The organism is Mannheimia varigena (genome assembly GCF_013377235.1).
Classification (GTDB): Bacteria; Pseudomonadota; Gammaproteobacteria; order Enterobacterales; family Pasteurellaceae; genus Mannheimia; species Mannheimia varigena.
The window spans coordinates 1,372,720-1,390,186 of sequence record NZ_CP016226.1; the positions used below are offsets into that span (position 1 = coordinate 1,372,720).

At 39.6% G+C, this 17,467-nt stretch carries 16 protein-coding genes; 9 read left to right on the forward strand and 7 right to left on the reverse strand.

From position 1 onward, the window contains the following. Positions 1-139: 139 nt before the first annotated feature. Entirely contained in the window at positions 140-2,233 is a 2,094-nt protein-coding gene (gene recG / locus A6B40_RS06390; RefSeq protein ID WP_176671885.1) for an ATP-dependent DNA helicase RecG, read from the forward strand. A gap of 16 nt (positions 2,234-2,249) precedes the next feature. Here the strand turns inward: recG and uriH are convergent, their stop codons facing one another. The 7 genes from uriH to A6B40_RS06425 all read right to left on the reverse strand — a co-directional run bounded on the left by uriH (position 2,250) and on the right by A6B40_RS06425 (position 9,746). Then, positions 2,250-3,182 (reverse strand): uridine-preferring nucleoside hydrolase UriH, encoded by a 933-nt coding sequence (gene uriH / locus A6B40_RS06395; RefSeq protein WP_176671886.1) that lies wholly within the window; start codon positions 3,180-3,182, stop codon positions 2,250-2,252. A gap of 31 nt (positions 3,183-3,213) precedes the next feature. Beyond that, the gene (locus A6B40_RS06400) at positions 3,214-4,479 is read right to left on the reverse strand and encodes a NupC/NupG family nucleoside CNT transporter (RefSeq protein WP_176671887.1); all 1,266 of its coding nucleotides are present in this window, start codon (positions 4,477-4,479) and stop codon (positions 3,214-3,216) included. 61 nt (positions 4,480-4,540) lie between these two features. Next, positions 4,541-5,452: a pseudouridine-5'-phosphate glycosidase gene (locus A6B40_RS06405; RefSeq protein WP_176671888.1), complete on the reverse strand. Its 912-nt coding sequence runs from the start codon at positions 5,450-5,452 to the stop codon at positions 4,541-4,543. Further along, on the reverse strand, positions 5,445-6,548 hold the full coding sequence (locus A6B40_RS06410) for a carbohydrate kinase (RefSeq protein ID WP_176671889.1): 1,104 nt from the start codon (positions 6,546-6,548) through the stop codon (positions 5,445-5,447). Before A6B40_RS06410 ends, A6B40_RS06405 begins: the two co-directional genes overlap by 8 nt. 149 nt (positions 6,549-6,697) lie before the next feature. Next, positions 6,698-8,350 (reverse strand): phospho-sugar mutase, encoded by a 1,653-nt coding sequence (locus A6B40_RS06415; protein ID WP_176671890.1) that lies wholly within the window; start codon positions 8,348-8,350, stop codon positions 6,698-6,700. Positions 8,351-8,570: 220 nt separating this feature from the next. Next, on the reverse strand, positions 8,571-9,200 hold the full coding sequence (locus tag A6B40_RS06420; RefSeq protein ID WP_176671891.1) for a tellurite resistance TerB family protein: 630 nt from the start codon (positions 9,198-9,200) through the stop codon (positions 8,571-8,573). Between the two features lie 84 nt (positions 9,201-9,284). Then, positions 9,285-9,746 (reverse strand): YchJ family protein, encoded by a 462-nt coding sequence (locus A6B40_RS06425; RefSeq protein WP_025342006.1) that lies wholly within the window; start codon positions 9,744-9,746, stop codon positions 9,285-9,287. Between the two features lie 451 nt (positions 9,747-10,197). Between A6B40_RS06425 and mnmG the strand changes: the two genes are divergently transcribed. The 8 genes from mnmG to atpA all read left to right on the forward strand — a co-directional run bounded on the left by mnmG (position 10,198) and on the right by atpA (position 17,461). After that, positions 10,198-12,090, forward strand: coding sequence for a tRNA uridine-5-carboxymethylaminomethyl(34) synthesis enzyme MnmG (mnmG, locus tag A6B40_RS06430; RefSeq protein ID WP_025342005.1), 1,893 nt, complete (start codon positions 10,198-10,200; stop codon positions 12,088-12,090). A 50-nt stretch (positions 12,091-12,140) separates the two neighbouring features. Beyond that, on the forward strand, positions 12,141-12,755 hold the full coding sequence (gene rsmG / locus A6B40_RS06435) for a 16S rRNA (guanine(527)-N(7))-methyltransferase RsmG (protein WP_025216319.1): 615 nt from the start codon (positions 12,141-12,143) through the stop codon (positions 12,753-12,755). A 504-nt stretch (positions 12,756-13,259) separates the two neighbouring features. Next, entirely contained in the window at positions 13,260-13,643 is a 384-nt protein-coding gene (locus tag A6B40_RS06440) for an ATP synthase subunit I (protein WP_176671892.1), read from the forward strand. A 23-nt stretch (positions 13,644-13,666) separates the two neighbouring features. Then, complete coding sequence (gene atpB / locus A6B40_RS06445; RefSeq protein WP_025216321.1) at positions 13,667-14,455, forward strand: F0F1 ATP synthase subunit A; 789 nt, start codon at positions 13,667-13,669, stop codon at positions 14,453-14,455. Between the two features lie 119 nt (positions 14,456-14,574). Then, positions 14,575-14,829 carry a F0F1 ATP synthase subunit C gene (atpE, locus tag A6B40_RS06450; RefSeq protein WP_005599073.1) on the forward strand — a complete coding sequence of 85 codons (255 nt, stop codon included), beginning with the start codon at positions 14,575-14,577 and terminating at the stop codon, positions 14,827-14,829. Positions 14,830-14,889: 60 nt separating this feature from the next. Continuing rightward, positions 14,890-15,360 (forward strand): F0F1 ATP synthase subunit B, encoded by a 471-nt coding sequence (gene atpF / locus A6B40_RS06455; RefSeq protein WP_025216322.1) that lies wholly within the window; start codon positions 14,890-14,892, stop codon positions 15,358-15,360. Between the two features lie 13 nt (positions 15,361-15,373). Further along, positions 15,374-15,907: a F0F1 ATP synthase subunit delta gene (gene atpH / locus A6B40_RS06460; protein ID WP_176671893.1), complete on the forward strand. Its 534-nt coding sequence runs from the start codon at positions 15,374-15,376 to the stop codon at positions 15,905-15,907. A 12-nt stretch (positions 15,908-15,919) separates the two neighbouring features. Then, the gene (atpA, locus tag A6B40_RS06465) at positions 15,920-17,461 is read left to right on the forward strand and encodes a F0F1 ATP synthase subunit alpha (RefSeq protein ID WP_025246998.1); all 1,542 of its coding nucleotides are present in this window, start codon (positions 15,920-15,922) and stop codon (positions 17,459-17,461) included. The last annotated feature ends 6 nt before the right edge of the window (positions 17,462-17,467 follow it).

Here is a 17,467-nt window from a genome sequence, read left to right on the forward strand (position 1 = left end):
AAGCGGTCAAATTTTCAAGATTTTTTGCAAAAAATGAGAGAAAAAATACCGCTTGTCTGTAAGAAAAATGATTAAAAAATAGAGAAAACGTTATTTTCCCCTTATACTTGTTTCCAATAATGATGATTTGAATAACACTATGAGCGAACAACTACTAGATGGCGTGCCTTTAACCGCTCTTTCGGGCGTGGGGGCGGCGATTTCGGAAAAACTGAGCCGTATCGGCATTAATAACGTGCAAGATTTACTGTTTCATCTGCCGATGAGATACGAAGATCGTACTCGCATTACGCCGATTGTCGATGTTCGCCCTGAAAGTTACTGCACCATTGAGGGCTATGTGCAGCTCACCGAAGTGCAGTTTGGTAAACGTCCGATTTTGTCGGTGACACTGTCTGACAGCACCAGCAAAATTATGCTCAAGTTCTTTAATTTCAATGCAGGAATGAAAAACAGCCTTGCTACAGGCGTTCGGGTAAAAGCCTTTGGCGAGGTGAAACGCGGGCGTTTTATGGCGGAAATTCATCACCCTGAATATCAAATTATCCGCAATAATCAACCGCTTGAGCTGGCGGAAACACTCACGCCGATTTATTCCACCACCGAAGGGCTAAAACAAGCCTCGCTTCGCAAACTGACCGAGCAAGCTCTTGCATTGTTGGAGAAAGTGAAAGTCGCCGAGTTGCTGCCTGATGAGTACAATCCGCATAAATATAGCCTAAAAGAGGCGTTGCAGTTGTTGCACCGTCCGCCACCAACTATTTCGGCAGAAATTTTAGAAAAAGGCGAACACCCCGCCCAAAAACGATTGATTTTTGAGGAATTGCTTGCCCATAATTTAGCGATGCAGCAACTTCGTTTAGGGGTCAAACAGCAGTTCGCCGAGCCACTAACCTATAAAACAGATTTAAAAAATCGTTTTTTAGCAAGCCTACCATTCCAACCAACTAACGCCCAAAGCCGAGTGACGGCAGATATTGAGCGAGATTTGGCGAACCCAACGCCGATGATGCGTTTGGTGCAAGGGGATGTGGGCTCGGGCAAAACCCTTGTTGCTGCCCTCGCTGCCTTGTTAGCGATTGATAATGGCAAGCAAGTTGCTCTGATGGCACCAACTGAAATTCTCGCTGAACAGCACGCTAATAATTTTGCCAACTGGCTTAAACCGTTTGGGATAGAAGTAGGCTGGCTTGCCGGTAAAGTTAAAGGTAAAGCAAGAATCGCTCAACTTGAAGCTATTAAAAACGGCGAGGTGCAGATGATCATCGGCACACACGCACTGTTCCAAGAAGCGGTAGAATTCCATCATTTAGCCGTAGTGATTATTGATGAACAACACCGTTTCGGCGTGCATCAACGCTTAACACTACGTGAGAAAGGGGCTAAAAATGCTAACGGGCAGGAAATTTATCCGCACCAACTGATTATGACTGCCACACCAATTCCAAGAACGCTGGCAATGACGGTCTATGCCGATTTAGACACCTCCATTATTGACGAACTCCCACCGGGGCGAACTCCCATTACCACCGTAGTCATTTCGGAAGACAGGCGAGCAGAAATTGTGCAACGGGTTTATCAAGCCTGTAAAAACGAAAACCGCCAAGCCTATTGGGTGTGTACCTTAATTGATGAATCGGAAGTGTTAGAGGCTCAAGCTGCTGCTGCGATTGCTGAAGATTTGCAACGAGCCTTACCAGATTTGCGTATCGGTTTGGTACACGGTCGAATGAAACCGCAGGAAAAACAAGCGATTATGGCATCATTCAAAGCAGCAGAGTTGGATTTACTCGTGGCAACCACCGTGATTGAAGTGGGCGTGGACGTGCCAAATGCCAGCCTGATGATTATTGAAAACTCAGAGCGTTTGGGCTTGGCTCAGCTTCACCAATTACGTGGACGAGTTGGGCGAGGGGCAACCGCTTCACATTGTGTGTTAATGTATAAACCGCCACTCGGCAAAATTTCCAGCAAGCGTTTACAAGTAATGCGAGATAGCCAAGACGGTTTTTTCATTGCAGAAAAAGATTTGGAAATTCGAGGCACAGGGGAAATTCTCGGTACAAAACAGACCGGAATGGCTGAATTTAAGGTGGCGGATTTAATGCGAGACCGCAAAATGATTCCGCTTGTGCAACATTACGCCAAGCAAATTATTGTGGAAAATCCACCGCTTGCACAGGCATTAATTAAGCGTTGGTTAGATGATAAAGCGGAGTACACCAACGCTTAACAAGTTGATGATTAGATTAGCCGAGATTTTTGATAGAATCGATTACCAAATTCCAAAAACGCTCTTTATCTAATTTTTTCGCTACCCAAGTAGCGCACGGTTTCGGTGGGTAACGGAAGTCTGCGACCGTCATTCCCAGTGTGTGCGTGCCGGTTAATTCAATATTGACCGGTACTTGTTCCACTTCAATCAAGGTTGGGTCAATCACATAAGCTACCGCACAAGCATCGTGCACCGGTGGGGCATCAAAGTTTTGCACTTGTTTATACTTTTTGGAGAAGAATGCTAAAAGCTCAACTACAAACTGTCCCGGTTTGCTATTTAAGGCTTTGAAACATTCTACTACATCAGGGGTTGCAAGGGCTTGGTGAGTTAAATCTAAGCCAACCATCGTTACTTTCCAGCCCGCATTAAATACTATGTGAGCGGCTTCCGGGTCAATCTTGATATTAAACTCCGCCACTGCACTCCAGTTACCTGTGTGATAACCACCGCCCATCAGCACCACTTCTTTCACTCGCTCAATAATGCGAGGCTCTAATCGAGCAGCTAACGCAATATTGGTTAAACCGCCGGTTGGCACTAAGGTGATGGTTTTTGCAGGGTGCGACATCACTAAATCAATAATTAATTGAGCGGCGTGTTTTTCGGAAAATTGCTGAGTAGGTTCAGGTAGTTTAGGACCATCCATTCCTGAATCACCGTGAATATCAGGGGCATTTTCCACCTCACGCACAAGTGGACGAGGGCAACCTTTCGCAAAAGGAATATTACGGATATTGGCAATTTCCGCCACCGCTAACGCATTACGAGACACTTTCTCTAATGTTTGATTGCCTACAACTGTAGTAACAGCGAGTAAATCAATATTCGGATTTCCCCAAGCTAACATCATCGCAATTGCATCATCGTGCCCCGGGTCGCAATCTAAAATAATTTTTTGAACCATAATTATATTTCCTTTATAAAACATAAAATAACTACATTACTGAGCCACCAATTCCAATAAATAAGCCTGCTATAGCTCCACTCATTAAGTTTGAAAGCGATCCTGCAATTACCGCTCTAATACCTAATTTAGCAATATCACTGCGGCGGTTTGGAGCCATACTACCTAAACCACCTACTAAAATTGCAATAGATCCCAGGTTAGCAAAACCACAAAGAGTAAAAGTGATAATAGCCACTGTTTTAGGACTGAGATGAACTGCTGATTCAGGACTTAAATATTTAAGAAAATCAACATAAGCAACGAACTCATTAAGAATGAGTTTTTCACCAATTAATGCACCGGATACTTGAGCTTCTTCCCAAGGAACACCTATTGCCCAAGCTAATGGTTGGAATAGATAACCAAGTATTGATTGCATAGTAACGCCTTCTTGTCCCACTAATCCTGCAAGAGCTGAAATAATCCAGTTAAGCATTGAAATTAAAGCTATAAAGGCAATCAACATACCACCAATATTAATAGCTAATTGAACACCCGATGCAGCACCTGAAGCAGCAGCTTCAATAATATTTGCTGGTTTTTCCTCTTCATCTACCAATGTAATATCATCATTAGTTTTTTCTGTTTGTGGATATAACAATTTGGCGAATAGTAAACCTCCCGGAGCAGCCATAAATGATGCTGCAATAAGGTAAGGCAGAGGAATCCCCATTCCTGCATAACCTGCTAATGAAGCTCCTGCAATAGATGCTAATCCCCCAACCATAACAGCAAACAACTCAGATTGTGTCATTTTTTGGACAAATGGTTTTACCAAAAGCGGGGCTTCTGTCTGTCCAACAAAGATATTGGCTGCTGCAGATGTAGATTCAGCTTTTGAAGTGCCTAATAATTTTTGTAATCCTCCACCAATAATTTTAATGATAAACTGCATAATACCCAAATAGTAAAGAGTAGAAATTAATGCTGCAAAGAAGATAATAGGAGGAAGAACACGAAATGCAAAAACAAAACCGCCACCATCAAAAAGCTCAAACATTTTATCGCTGACTAAACCTCCAAACAGAAAATTCATTCCATCAGCACCAAAACTAATAATTTTCGCTACACCATCAGATATAGCCATAAGCACATTACGACCAATAGGCACATATAAAATTAATGCTCCTATTCCCATTTGAATAGCAAGAGCACCTATAACTGTACGATAATTAATAGCCTTTTTGTTATTTGATAATAAAAAGGCTATCAATAACAAAATACAGATACCTAATAAACTGTTTAAAATGTCCATAGGATTCTCCAATTCCAATAAAGGAAAGCCGTTAGAAAAAGGCTAAACGGCTATAATAACGTTATGAGTTAAAATAACTGACCGCAAGTTGTGCTCCAACTTTCGCGTTATTTTTAACCAAATGGATATTTGCCTCAAGACTTTTACCTCCTGTCATTTCTACAATTTTACCTAATAAGAATGGGGTAATATTTTTTCCTACTACTCCTTTTTCTTCCGCTTCCTGAACAGCACTTGCAATAATATTATCAATATATTCAGGATCTAAAGCATACTCCTCAGGAATTGGGTTTGCGACAACCACACCGCCTTTTAAACCTAACTCCCACTTAGTTTTAATTGTTTTAGCAATATGTTGCAAGTCATCAGAAGAAATAGGTAGAGGTAATCCACTATCACGGCAGAAGAAAGCAGGTAAATTTTTTGTTTTATAACCAATAACAGGAACACCTTTTGTTTCTAAGTATTCTAATGTTGCTGGAAGATCTAAAATTGACTTAGCCCCTGCACAAACTACCGTTACATTGGTTTGAGCAAATTCATCTAAATCTGCTGATATATCTAAATTATGTTCCCAACCTCGATGAACACCACCTAATCCACCAGTAACGAAGAATTTAATTCCTGCAAGTTCTGCTGCAATCATTGTTGTCGCAACTGTTGTTGCTCCTAAACGTTTTGATGCAACAATTTCAGCTAAATCTCGGCGTGAAACTTTCGCAATACCCTTGCTGCTACCAAACATTTCTAGTTCATCATCAGATAAACCAATTTTGATTTTTCCATCAACAATTGCAATTGTTGCAGGTACAGCACCATTTTCTCGTATAATTTGTTCAACTTCTCGAGCCATTTTTACATTTTGAGGATAAGGCATACCGTGAGAAATAATTGTTGATTCTAATGCAACAATTGGCAAACCCTTTGCAATACCATCCTTAACTTCTTGTGATAAAGCTAAATATTTATTCATAAAAATTCTCCATTTCTGTTTGTAGTTGAGTTTTACTTAAATTTGGTCGAACAGTAAATTCCGACTGAATTGTGTAATAAGCATTAGTCATACCAGCTAAAATACATTGCTGTTCATTCTTATCTTGTAGCCAAGCATCAATAAATGCAGCACTAAAAGAATCTCCAGCACCTGTTACATCAACAATTTTAGACGGTTCTAATTGTTTTACTTGATACCACTGGTAAGCATTTTTACTTGCTGATAAAATTCCTTTTGAGCCCGAAGTAAGAATGATATGTTCTACACCATAATCTAAAACTTCATTTACGGCTTCTTTTAGTTTTTCTTCTGAATCCAATACTCGTCCAACAAAAGCCCCAAGCTCACCTTTATTAATAAATAAACAATCAACACCACTAAGTTGTTTAGGTAAATGTTTCATTTTTGGTTCAGACACAGCAATAATCGCCAACTTAATTTGCTGTTTTTGAGCATAAGCACGCAAAAATTCAACTGTTTCTTTTGGACAATTTAAATCTACAACCAAACATTTTGCATTGCGTAGATAATTCTGTTGTTTAATTAATAATTCAGGCTTGAAATAATCATAAATAGACATATCAGCTAAACCTAAATACATTTCACCATCAATATCTAATAATGCGGTGTAGCATCCTGTTGATTGTCCTTCAATAACAATCACTGATTCTGTATTCATAAAAGGAGAGGATAATGTTTTAATTCTAGACCATTCAGGATCATTGCCTACTGTAGAAATTAAAACAACGTCTTGCTCTAACCGCCCTAAATTTTCAGCTATATTACGAACAACACCACCGATGGATACTTGTGAAGTGATAGGATTTGAGGTATACCCTTGTAATTCATGATCTGTTTTTATTTTTTTATCAAGATTTGCAGCACCAATACAGACAACAGAATTTCGCTCATTAAAGACATAAGCTTTACCAAGTAAATATTCTTTTTTGACGAGACTTGAGATAATATTTGCTACAGCAGAACGGGAAAGCCCCACTTGATCAGCAATATCTTGTTGAGAAATAAATGGATTTTTACGAATAAGTTCAAAAATAATACGTTCATTATCTGTCATAAAATCACCTCTAACAAACATAAGTTTATATATTTAAACTTTTGTTTGGATTTTTATCTAAAAAATGAACGATTGCAACTGATTATTTTTAGAACTGTGAGAGAGATCACAAAATAAATGGGCGAATAAAATTCGCCCATTTTTGATAATTAACAATCTTGTTTTCCGTACTGTTCTTGACGTAACAATTCACGCACGCTTTCATCAAATTGGCTTAATACTTCTTCCGCATTTTTCGCATCAGTACCACGAGCATCTAAGTAGAACTTAATTTTTGGTTCAGTACCTGAAGGGCGGGCAATTAAACGGCTGCCATTTTCTAAAATGAATACTAAAATATCATTTTGACGTGGCGTTTTTGTATGATCGATAAATTCAACTACCTTAAATCCACCGATGTCTGCCGGCGGATTATTGCGTAAAGCGGTCATTAATTTGCCGATTTCTGCTAAATCGCAAACTCTGATAGAAATTTGACCGCTTACATAAGCCCCAAATTCTTTCACAAATTCAGCAGTATAATCTGCAAGCGTTTTACCTTCTTGTTTTAAGCTACACACTAAATCTAAGAACATAATTGCCGCTGAAATACCGTCTTTATCACGCACTTTGTCCGGATCAACCAAATAGCCTAACGCTTCTTCAAAGCCAAATAAGAGGTTTTCAACTTTGCCGATATATTTAAAGCCGGTGAGTGTTTCTTCTGATGCTAAACCATATTTTTTCGCAATTTCTGCTAATGCAGGAGAAGATACAAGCGAACAAGCCAGTACGCCTTTTTTACCCTGTGAATGGTACTGTTTTGCTAAATACCAACCTAAGAAACAACCGATCACGTTGCCGTGAAGAGGTTTCCAATTGCCCTCACTATCTGGCACAGCAACCGCTAAACGGTCAGCATCGGGGTCATTTGCAATAATGAATTCTGCATTTTTCGCTTTCGCTAATTCAATGGCTAAGTCCAATGCCCCTTTCTCTTCCGGGTTTGGGAAGTTTACTGTTGGGAATGAGCCGTCCGGCTGAATTTGTGCTTCTACTAAATGTGGTTGCGGTAATCCTGCTTTGGCTAAGGTTTTGCTTAATACCTCATACCCTACACCGTGCATTGCGGTGTAAACGTAGTTGATCTCCGCTTTTGGTTGTTTCGCCAGTGAGGCTGTTTTTTCGATATATTTATTTACAACTTCATCATCTAGCACAATGAAATCTTGGCTGCGAGGTAAATCAGAAATACTACCGCTTGCGACTTTGTCGATTAACGCTGCGATCTCTTTATCCGCTGGGGAAACAATTTGTCCACCACCGTTGGCTTTACCTAAGTAAACCTTGTAACCGTTATCTTCAGGTGGATTGTGGCTCGCAGTAACCATTACACCGGCTGTAGTGTCAAAATATTGAATGGCAAAGGCAAGCACAGGTGTAGGTAATTTGCGAGGAAGTAAATAGGTTTTAATGCCTGCCGCAGCCATAATTTCGGCAGTATCACGAGCAAACACATCAGAATTTTTACGACCATCGTAACCAATCACAATAGAAGGGGATTTATCATAACCTTTCACAAATTCTGCTAATCCACCGGCAGCTTGTGCAACCAATACACGGTTCATACCTTGAGAGCCTGCTTGTAATCTGCCACGCAAACCTGCCGTACCGAATTGTAAACGTCCATTAAAACGAGCTTCCAACTCTGCTTTCGCTTTTTCATCCGTTTGTGCCGCTTGAATGAGCTGTTCTAATTCCGCACGAGTTTCAGCATCAGGGTCTTGTACTAACCAATTTTGAGCGACTTGAAAAATAGTCATTTTTTACTCCTTTGTAATTTAAACTTTGAGTTAGACTAACGCAAAGAACCTTTATTTTAAAGGACTTATTTGCTTTTTTGTGATCGAGTTATCAAATAAAAATCAAGCAAACGTTTACTTGTCTTCCAAGTGAATAATAAAAAGAACAAGCGGTAATATTTCACAAGTTTTTTGCAAAAAACTCTCAAAATATAACCGCTTGTAACTAAACTAGAATAAATTAGAAACCTGCGTCTTTTTCTAATTGCTCAACTAGTGCATCTGGTAAACCGAGTGCATTCGCTAAGTTTGACAAGAAGATAATTTCTTTACGCTCTAAGTTTGTGCATACTGCACGAGCTGCAAGATAAACTTGGGTTGCAAGAGCTTGATCATTACCTACTTGGTGAGCAATTTCTTCTACACTTGCAGGATTATTCATTTCTTGGCTTATCCACGCTAAAACTTCTGGATCTTGTGATACTTGTGCAACAATTGCTGCTTTTTCGTCTTCAGTAATTGTACCATCTGCTGCCGCTGCTGCGATCATTGCTTGTAAAATCACTTTACTTGCTTCATTCGCATTAACTTCTTCAAAATTATTTTGGCTTAACTGAGATGCTGACGCATTTTGTTCTTGGTATCTTTGATATGCTTGATAAGCAAGGCTACCTAATGCAGCTAAAGAACCCAATTTTGCTAAACCTGAACCGCCTTTGCGTCCAAATAACATTGAAATTAGACCAAGAGCTGCTGCACCACCGCCAACTTTAGCAATTTGGTCATTTTTTGTATTACCTTTGATTAATCCATTAGTTGCAGCATCTTTTGCCGTATTTAAAACTTGGTTTAAAATTTTATTGAAATCCATTTTTGTTCCCCTGTGGTAAGTTAAGTAGTCAATGAATAGAATTCATTTACTTAGTCTTTTTGATTGAAAAAGAGTTCAACAAAATTAAAGATAATTGCCACAACAATGCTTAAATTTTTTACCTGATCCGCATACACAATGCTGCTTTTGGCTAGGTAATGGCACAGTAGGATCAACAAAGAACCATTTATAATCAATTTTAACGAAAAGGGATAACTCGTGGTGTGCTTGTTTGCCTTCTTCTGTATCAAAAAATGCTTTGAATTCGACCTGACTATGTATTTTTGAAAGGTTAGGTAAGTGTTTAATTATGTCTAATCCTGCCCATTTCGTTGTTTCTCCCCACGCTTTCATTGCTACTTGGTCAAGATATTTCTGTTGGTTTGGTACAGTAGTTTTAACAATATAGGGAATATTAACCAATGTATAAGCAGAGTAACGAGAACGCATAAGTTGCTCTGCAGTTTCTGGTATTTTGGCTTCCAAATGAAAAGGCTCACAACATTCCTTATAATTTTTGCCTGATTGGCAGTTACAAGCGGTCATTTTTTCTCTCTTTTTTACATATCAAAATGGCATAAAATTTTACTGTAGAAATAAGAAAAAAGGAATTTTATCTAAAAAGCGTGACACACCCCATGTGGATAACTTATGAAAAAAGATTTAATTAGTTGGGAATTATACTGTTAAAATCCAATTTATTTTACACTTTGTGGATAACTTTAAATTTTATCCACAGCTTAGATCTTACTAAAATAAGATCTATTCACGACTATTTTTTTATTTAAGGCCTTGTTTTACCTACAAAAGATCTTTTATTCACATAAAATGTAGGATCTAATACGAATAAAAATAAAAGATCTTTATATAGATCTATATTATCTTTAATCACTTAGTTATGATCCTTTTTCATTAAAAATCTATTTCCCTGATGATCCTTTTTTAAGCTAAAATACGCGTTTATTTTAGAAAAGTATTTTTAGAGAAAAGGCAATATATGATTTATAACCAAGTTTACGATGTGATTGTTGTTGGTGGCGGTCACGCAGGGACAGAGGCGGCACTAGCCCCTGCCCGAATGGGGTTAAAAACCTTACTTTTAACACATAATGTAGATACATTAGGGCAGATGTCTTGTAACCCGGCAATCGGCGGTATTGGTAAAGGCCATTTGGTGAAAGAGATCGATGCAATGGGCGGTTTAATGGCAACCGCAACCGACCTGGCAGGGATCCAATTTCGTACCTTAAACAGCTCAAAAGGCCCAGCGGTGCGAGCGACCCGTGCACAAGCTGACCGTGTGCTTTACCGTAATGCAGTGCGTACCGCATTAGAAAATCAGCCTAATTTAGATATTTTCCAACAAGAAGTGGTAGATATTTTAGTGGAAAATAACCGTGCAGTAGGTGCAGTAACCAAAATGGGCTTAGTGTTTAAGGCTCGTTCTGTTGTATTAACTGCAGGAACATTCTTGGCGGGTAAGATCCATATTGGCTTGGATAATTACGCTGGCGGTCGAGCAGGTGATCCAGCAGCGACAATGTTAGCTGATCGTCTGCGTGATCTCAATTTGCGTGTTGATCGGCTAAAAACAGGTACGCCACCTCGTTTGGATGCCCGCACTATTAACTTTGATGTGCTAGCAAAACAGCACGGCGATGACGTATTGCCGGTGATGTCATTTATGGGATCGGTAGATCAACACCCTCGTCAGATCCCTTGCTATATTACGCACACGAATGAACAAACTCACGATGTGATCCGTTCTAACTTAGATCGCAGCCCAATGTACACGGGCATTATCGAGGGAATTGGTCCACGCTACTGCCCATCGATTGAAGATAAAGTAATGCGCTTTGCTGATCGTAATTCACACCAAATTTACCTTGAACCGGAAGGCTTAAATACGATTGAGGTTTACCCAAACGGCATTTCCACCAGCCTACCATTTGATGTGCAGATGGGCATCGTAAACTCAATGAAAGGCTTGGAAAACACCCGTATTATCAAACCGGGCTATGCGATTGAATATGATTATTTCGACCCGCGTGATTTAAAACCAACCCTTGAAACTAAAGCGATTGACGGCTTGTTCTTCGCTGGGCAAATCAACGGCACGACCGGCTATGAAGAGGCGGCGGCACAAGGCTTGTTAGCTGGTATCAATGCCGGTTTGCAAGTTCAGGGCAAAGAAGCGTGGTTCCCAACTCGTGATCTCGCTTACACTGGTGTGTTAGTGGATGATCTTTGCACGCTTGGCACCAAAGAGCCGTACCGTGTGTTTACCTCTCGTGCGGAATATCGCTTGTTACTGCGTGAAGACAATGCGGATATCCGTTTAACCCCGATCGCTCACGAATTAGGATTGATTGATGAAGCCCGCTGGGGGCGTTTCAACCAAAAAATGGAAGCCATTGAGCAAGAACGCAACCGCTTGAAGCAGACTTGGGCTCACTTACAAATGCCAAATTTAAGCGAATTAAATGCGTTGTTAAGCACGCCACTTGCCCGTGAAGCAAGCGGTGAAGACTTAATCCGCCGCCCTGAAATGAGCTACGAAAAACTGACTCAAATCGCTCCGTTTGCTCCAGCAATTGAAGACAAACAAGCGGCAGAGCAAGTAGAAATTTCGATTAAATATCAAGGCTATATCGAGCATCAATATAACGAAATTGAACGCCACAAACGCCACGAAAACACTCAAATTCCGCCAGAGTTTGATTACGATAAAGTGGATAGTTTATCGAATGAGGTGCGAGCAAAACTGATGCAACACCGCCCGGTTTCTATCGGACAAGCTAGCCGCATTTCAGGCATCACACCCGCGGCAATTTCGATTCTACTTGTGAATTTGAAAAAGCAAGGAATGTTGAAACGAGGCGAGCTATAATTTAGATTAAACCTCGGTTTATCCGAGGTTTTATTTTAGGAATTTGCAAAATGTTAGAAAAAATTAACCGCTTGTTAGCCCAAGCTGAAATTAACCTACCCGATCAGCAAAAAGAGCAGTTGGTTGGGTTTATCCGTTTGTTGGATAAATGGAACAAAGCCTATAACCTTACCTCTGTTCGTAATCCTGATGAAATGTTGGTGAAGCATATTATGGACAGCCTTGTGGTGAGCAAATACTTGCAGGGTGAGCTTTTTATTGATGTGGGAACCGGGCCGGGTCTGCCGGGGATTCCGCTTGCGATTATCAATCCAGATAAACAGTTTGTGCTACTCGATAGCCTTGGTAAACGCATTACCTTTATCAAAAACGCCCTGCGTGAGTTGGGTATCAATAACGTCACGCCGGTGCTTAGTCGTGTGGAAGAATATACCGAAAGCCAATTTGACGGAGTATTAAGTCGAGCCTTTGCCTCGCTCGATGATATGGTGAACTGGTGCTATCATCTGCCAAACGAAAACGGCAAATTTTATGCGTTAAAAGGCGTATATGATAAAGCGGAAGTGCAAGCCATTAAAAAGCCGGTTTCGCTGCTAGAGGTGATAGAACTGCAAGTGCCAGAATTAGTGGGTGAGCGGCATTTAGTTATATTGCAAAAAGCATAATACAAGCGGTCAGAATCTGCAAAAAAATTGCAAATTTTGACCGCTTCGTTTTATTTCACATTTTGGTGAATTTAGGTAGTTTTACGTTATTTGTATCATAAAAACGGTAAATTGGCTTATCTTTGGTTAAGTTTGGGAAGCTATCTTTTGTTATGTTGCATTAAATTTTTGGTTTTGATTGATTAGATAATATTGCTAAATTATTCATTTTTATCAAAATTTTAACATTTCTATATAATTATTTTTACGGTTAAAAAGCATAAAGAGTGATGAGTGAATATTTAGTGGGAATATAGATAATTTGTTTGTTTTTTTTAATATGTTACCGAGATTATTCCAATAAATAGGAGTTTTGTTTCAAAAATGTGAATAATAGCTCATTTTCTGAAGTTTTGGGTTGCAACTCTTGATTTGTTAGGTATAATTTTCGGCGAATTTTTCATTGATTTAACAGTGGCTAATAATTAGCCTGATTGTTAGTTTTTTCTTCAAAAAGGATAAAAAGTGTCTACTGTAATCAATAAAGTAAAATCACAATATCGCAAAGCATTGATGTTGGAAGCAGGCATTTTGGTTTTTATTACCTTAGGTTTTTTTTTAGGCTTTGGCTATGCTGGTTTTTCGTTTCTTGTAGGAAGTTTTGCAAGTTTTATTGCTCACTGCGTTTTTGTGTATTGGGTTTTCTTTAGAAATTCTGCAAAAGATCGAACAAAAATGACCGCTTTCTATCGCGGCGAAGGGATAAAGTGGTTGGTCACCATTTTGTGGATAGTTGCTTGTTTTAAGTGGATTCCAAATCTTAATTTTGTTTTATTTTTTGTGGGTTACTTTATCGCATTATTGTTAAATAATCTCATTCCGTTTGTTTTAAGCAAGCGTACCCACTAATTTCATTTTTAAAAGGATATGTTATGGCTGGAACTACAGCAGAATATATTAGTCACCACTTAAGTTTTTTAACCACTGGTGATGGCTTTTGGGCAGTACATTTAGATACCCTATTCTTCTCTTTCGTAGCGGGTGTTATCTTTTTATTGGTATTTTCAAACGTAGCCAAAAAAGCAACCACTGGAGTGCCAGGAAAATTACAATGTTTTATTGAAATTGTGATTGAGTGGGTGGATGGTTTGGTGAAAGATAACTTCCACGGACCTCGTAATGTGATAGCACCTCTGGCATTAACGATTTTCTGCTGGGTGTTTATTATGAACGCCATCGACTTAGTGCCGGTTGATTTCTTGCCTCAATTTGCAAACCTTTTAGGTATTCACTATTTACGTGCCGTGCCGACAGCAGATATTAGTGCGACATTAGGTATGTCTATCTGTGTATTTGCATTAATTTTATTCTACACTGTGAAATCAAAAGGTTTCGGCGGATTAGTGAAAGAATATACTCTTCACCCATTTAATCACTGGGCATTTATTCCTGTAAACTTCGTACTTGAAACTGTAACTTTACTTGCTAAGCCGATTTCGTTGGCGTTCCGTTTATTCGGTAATATGTATGCAGGTGAGTTAATTTTTATCCTTATTGCAGTAATGTATATGGCAGATAACTTTGCGTTACAGGCGCTGGGTATCCCATTACACTTGGTTTGGGCAATTTTCCATATTTTAGTTATTACGCTCCAAGCCTTTATTTTTATGATGCTAACGATTGTTTATTTGAGTATCGCTTATAACAAAGCGGATCATTAAACTAGCCTTGCAAGCGGTAGGGTTTTAGTAAATTTTTACCAAAATCTGACCGCTTGAATTTTTATTTTTATCAATAACCTCTGCCTTCGGGCTAATTCCTCAACTTAATGGAGAACATTATGGAATCAGTAATCACAGCAACAATTATTGGTGCTTCAATCTTATTAGCTTTTGCTGCTCTTGGTACCGCTATCGGTTTTGCAATCTTAGGTGGTAAATTCTTAGAATCATCAGCTCGTCAGCCTGAATTAGCATCAAGCTTACAAACCAAAATGTTTATCGTTGCTGGTCTTTTAGATGCTATCGCAATGATCGCTGTAGGTATTTCTTTACTATTCATTTTCGCAAACCCGTTCATTGATTTATTGAAATAAGTCGGGATTTGATTAACCGTTATTCATTCGAATAACTTAACCGGCTTTTAGGAGGGCGTTGTGAATTTAAATGCAACACTAATTGGTCAACTGATTGCATTCGCACTTTTTGTTGCGTTCTGTATGAAATATGTGTGGCCACCGCTGATCAGAGTGATTGAAGAGCGTCAAGCTAATATTGCAAACGCTTTGGCATCGGCTGAAAAAGCGAAACAAGAGCAAGCTGATTCTAAAGCTGCTGCGGATCAAGAAATCCTTAAAGCGAGAGAAGAAGCACAAAATATTATTGATTTGGCAACGAAACGTCGTAATGAAATTTTAGAATCTGTGCAAGCAGAAGCTGAAATTGAACGTCGACGCATTATTGAGCAAGGCTACGCAGAAGTTGAAAGCGAACGTAAACGTGTTCAAGAAGAGCTTCGTCAAAAAGTGGCTGCATTGGCTGTTGCTGGTGCGGAGAAAATTGTTGGTCGTTCAGTGGATGCTGCGGCGAACAACGATATTATTGATAAGCTAGTTGCAGAACTATAAGAAGGTGGGGCAGATGTCAGAATTAAGCACAGTAGCTCGCCCCTATGCTAAAGCGGCTTTCGATTTTGCTTTAGAACAAGGTCAGTTGGACAAATGGCAGGAAATGTTACAATTTTCTGCGTTAGTCGCCCAAGATGAGCAAGTGGCGGATTTTATTACTTCATCACTCGCAAGCGGTCAAATTTCTGATACGTTTATCAATATTTGTGGCGAACAATTAGATCAATATGGGCAAAATTTCATTCGTGTAATGGCTGATAATAAGCGTTTAGCAGTATTACCTGCTGTTTTTGCTGCATTTTTGGAATTAAGAGCGGATCACGAGTCTATCAAAGACGTTCAAATCGTTTCTGCAGAGAAATTAACTGATGCACAAGAAGCCAAAATTGCCAATGCGATGGAAAAGCGACTCGGAACAAAAGTGCGTATTACTTCATCGGTAGATAGTTCGTTAATTGCGGGTGTAATCATTCGTTATGATGATGTGGTTATTGACGGTAGTAGTCGTGGACAGCTAAACCGCTTGAGTCAAGAGTTGAGCTTGTAAGAGGAATAAAAAATGCAACTAAATTCAACAGAAATTAGTGAATTGATTAAAAAGCGTATTGCCCAATTCAATGTGGTGAGCGAAGCTCAAAGCACAGGGACAATCGTTTCAGTAAGTGACGGGGTTATTCGTATCCACGGCTTATCTGATGTAATGCAAGGTGAAATGATTGCATTACCAGGCAATCGTTATGCGATTGCATTAAACTTAGAAAGAGATTCTGTCGGTGCGGTTGTAATGGGACCTTATGCAGATTTAGCAGAAGGTATGGAAGTACAATGCACAGGCCGTATTTTAGAAGTACCAGTTGGTCGAGGCTTATTAGGTCGTGTGGTAAATACCTTAGGTCAGCCAATTGATGGTAAAGGCGAAATTGAAAACGATGGTTTCTCACCAATCGAAGTGATCGCTCCAGGCGTTATCGACCGTCAATCAGTAGATCAACCAGTTCAAACCGGTTATAAAGCGGTTGACTCAATGGTTCCAATCGGTCGTGGTCAGCGTGAGCTTATCATCGGTGACCGTCAAACCGGTAAAACTGCATTAGCAATCGATGCTATCATCAACCAACGTGATTCAGGTATTAAATGTATCTACGTTGCTATCGGTCAAAAAGCATCAACTATCGCAAACGTAGTGCGTAAATTAGAAGAGCACGGTGCATTAGAAAACACTATCGTGGTTGTCGCATCAGCGTCTGAGTCTGCAGCATTACAATACCTTGCACCATACTCTGGTTGTGCGATGGGTGAATACTTCCGTGACCGTGGTGAAGATGCGTTAATCGTTTACGATGATTTATCTAAGCAAGCAGTTGCTTACCGTCAAATTTCATTATTATTACGCCGTCCACCAGGTCGTGAAGCATTCCCAGGTGACGTATTTTACCTACACTCACGCTTACTTGAGCGTGCATCTCGTGTAAATGCAGACTACGTTGAGCGTTTCACTAACGGTGCAGTAAAAGGTAAAACTGGTTCTTTAACCGCATTACCGATCATCGAAACCCAAGCAGGTGACGTTTCAGCGTTCGTTCCAACCAACGTAATTTCTATTACTGATGGTCAGATTTTCTTGGAATCAGGATTATTCAATGCTGGTATTCGTCCTGCGGTAAACCCAGGTATCTCGGTTTCTCGTGTAGGTGGTTCTGCACAAACTAAATTAGTGAAAAAATTAGCTGGTGGTATCCGTACTGCTCTTGCTCAATACCGTGAATTAGCAGCGTTTGCGCAGTTCGCTTCAGACTTAGATGAAGCAACACGTAAGCAGCTTTCACACGGTCAAAAAGTAACTGAATTGTTGAAACAAAAACAATTCGAGCCAATGTCTGTAGCACAGTTAGGTTTATCTCTAGCTGCAGCAGAATATGGTTATCTTGATGATGTACCTGTTGAACGTGTAGGTTCATTTGAGTCTAATTTATTAACTTATGCTCAAAGTAACTACGGTGAGTTTATGCAAGAACTGTCAAAATCAGGCAATTTCAACGATGAAATTAAAGATAAATTGAACGAGATTTTATCTAGTTTCAAAAAGAACAGTGCTTGGTAATCTAAC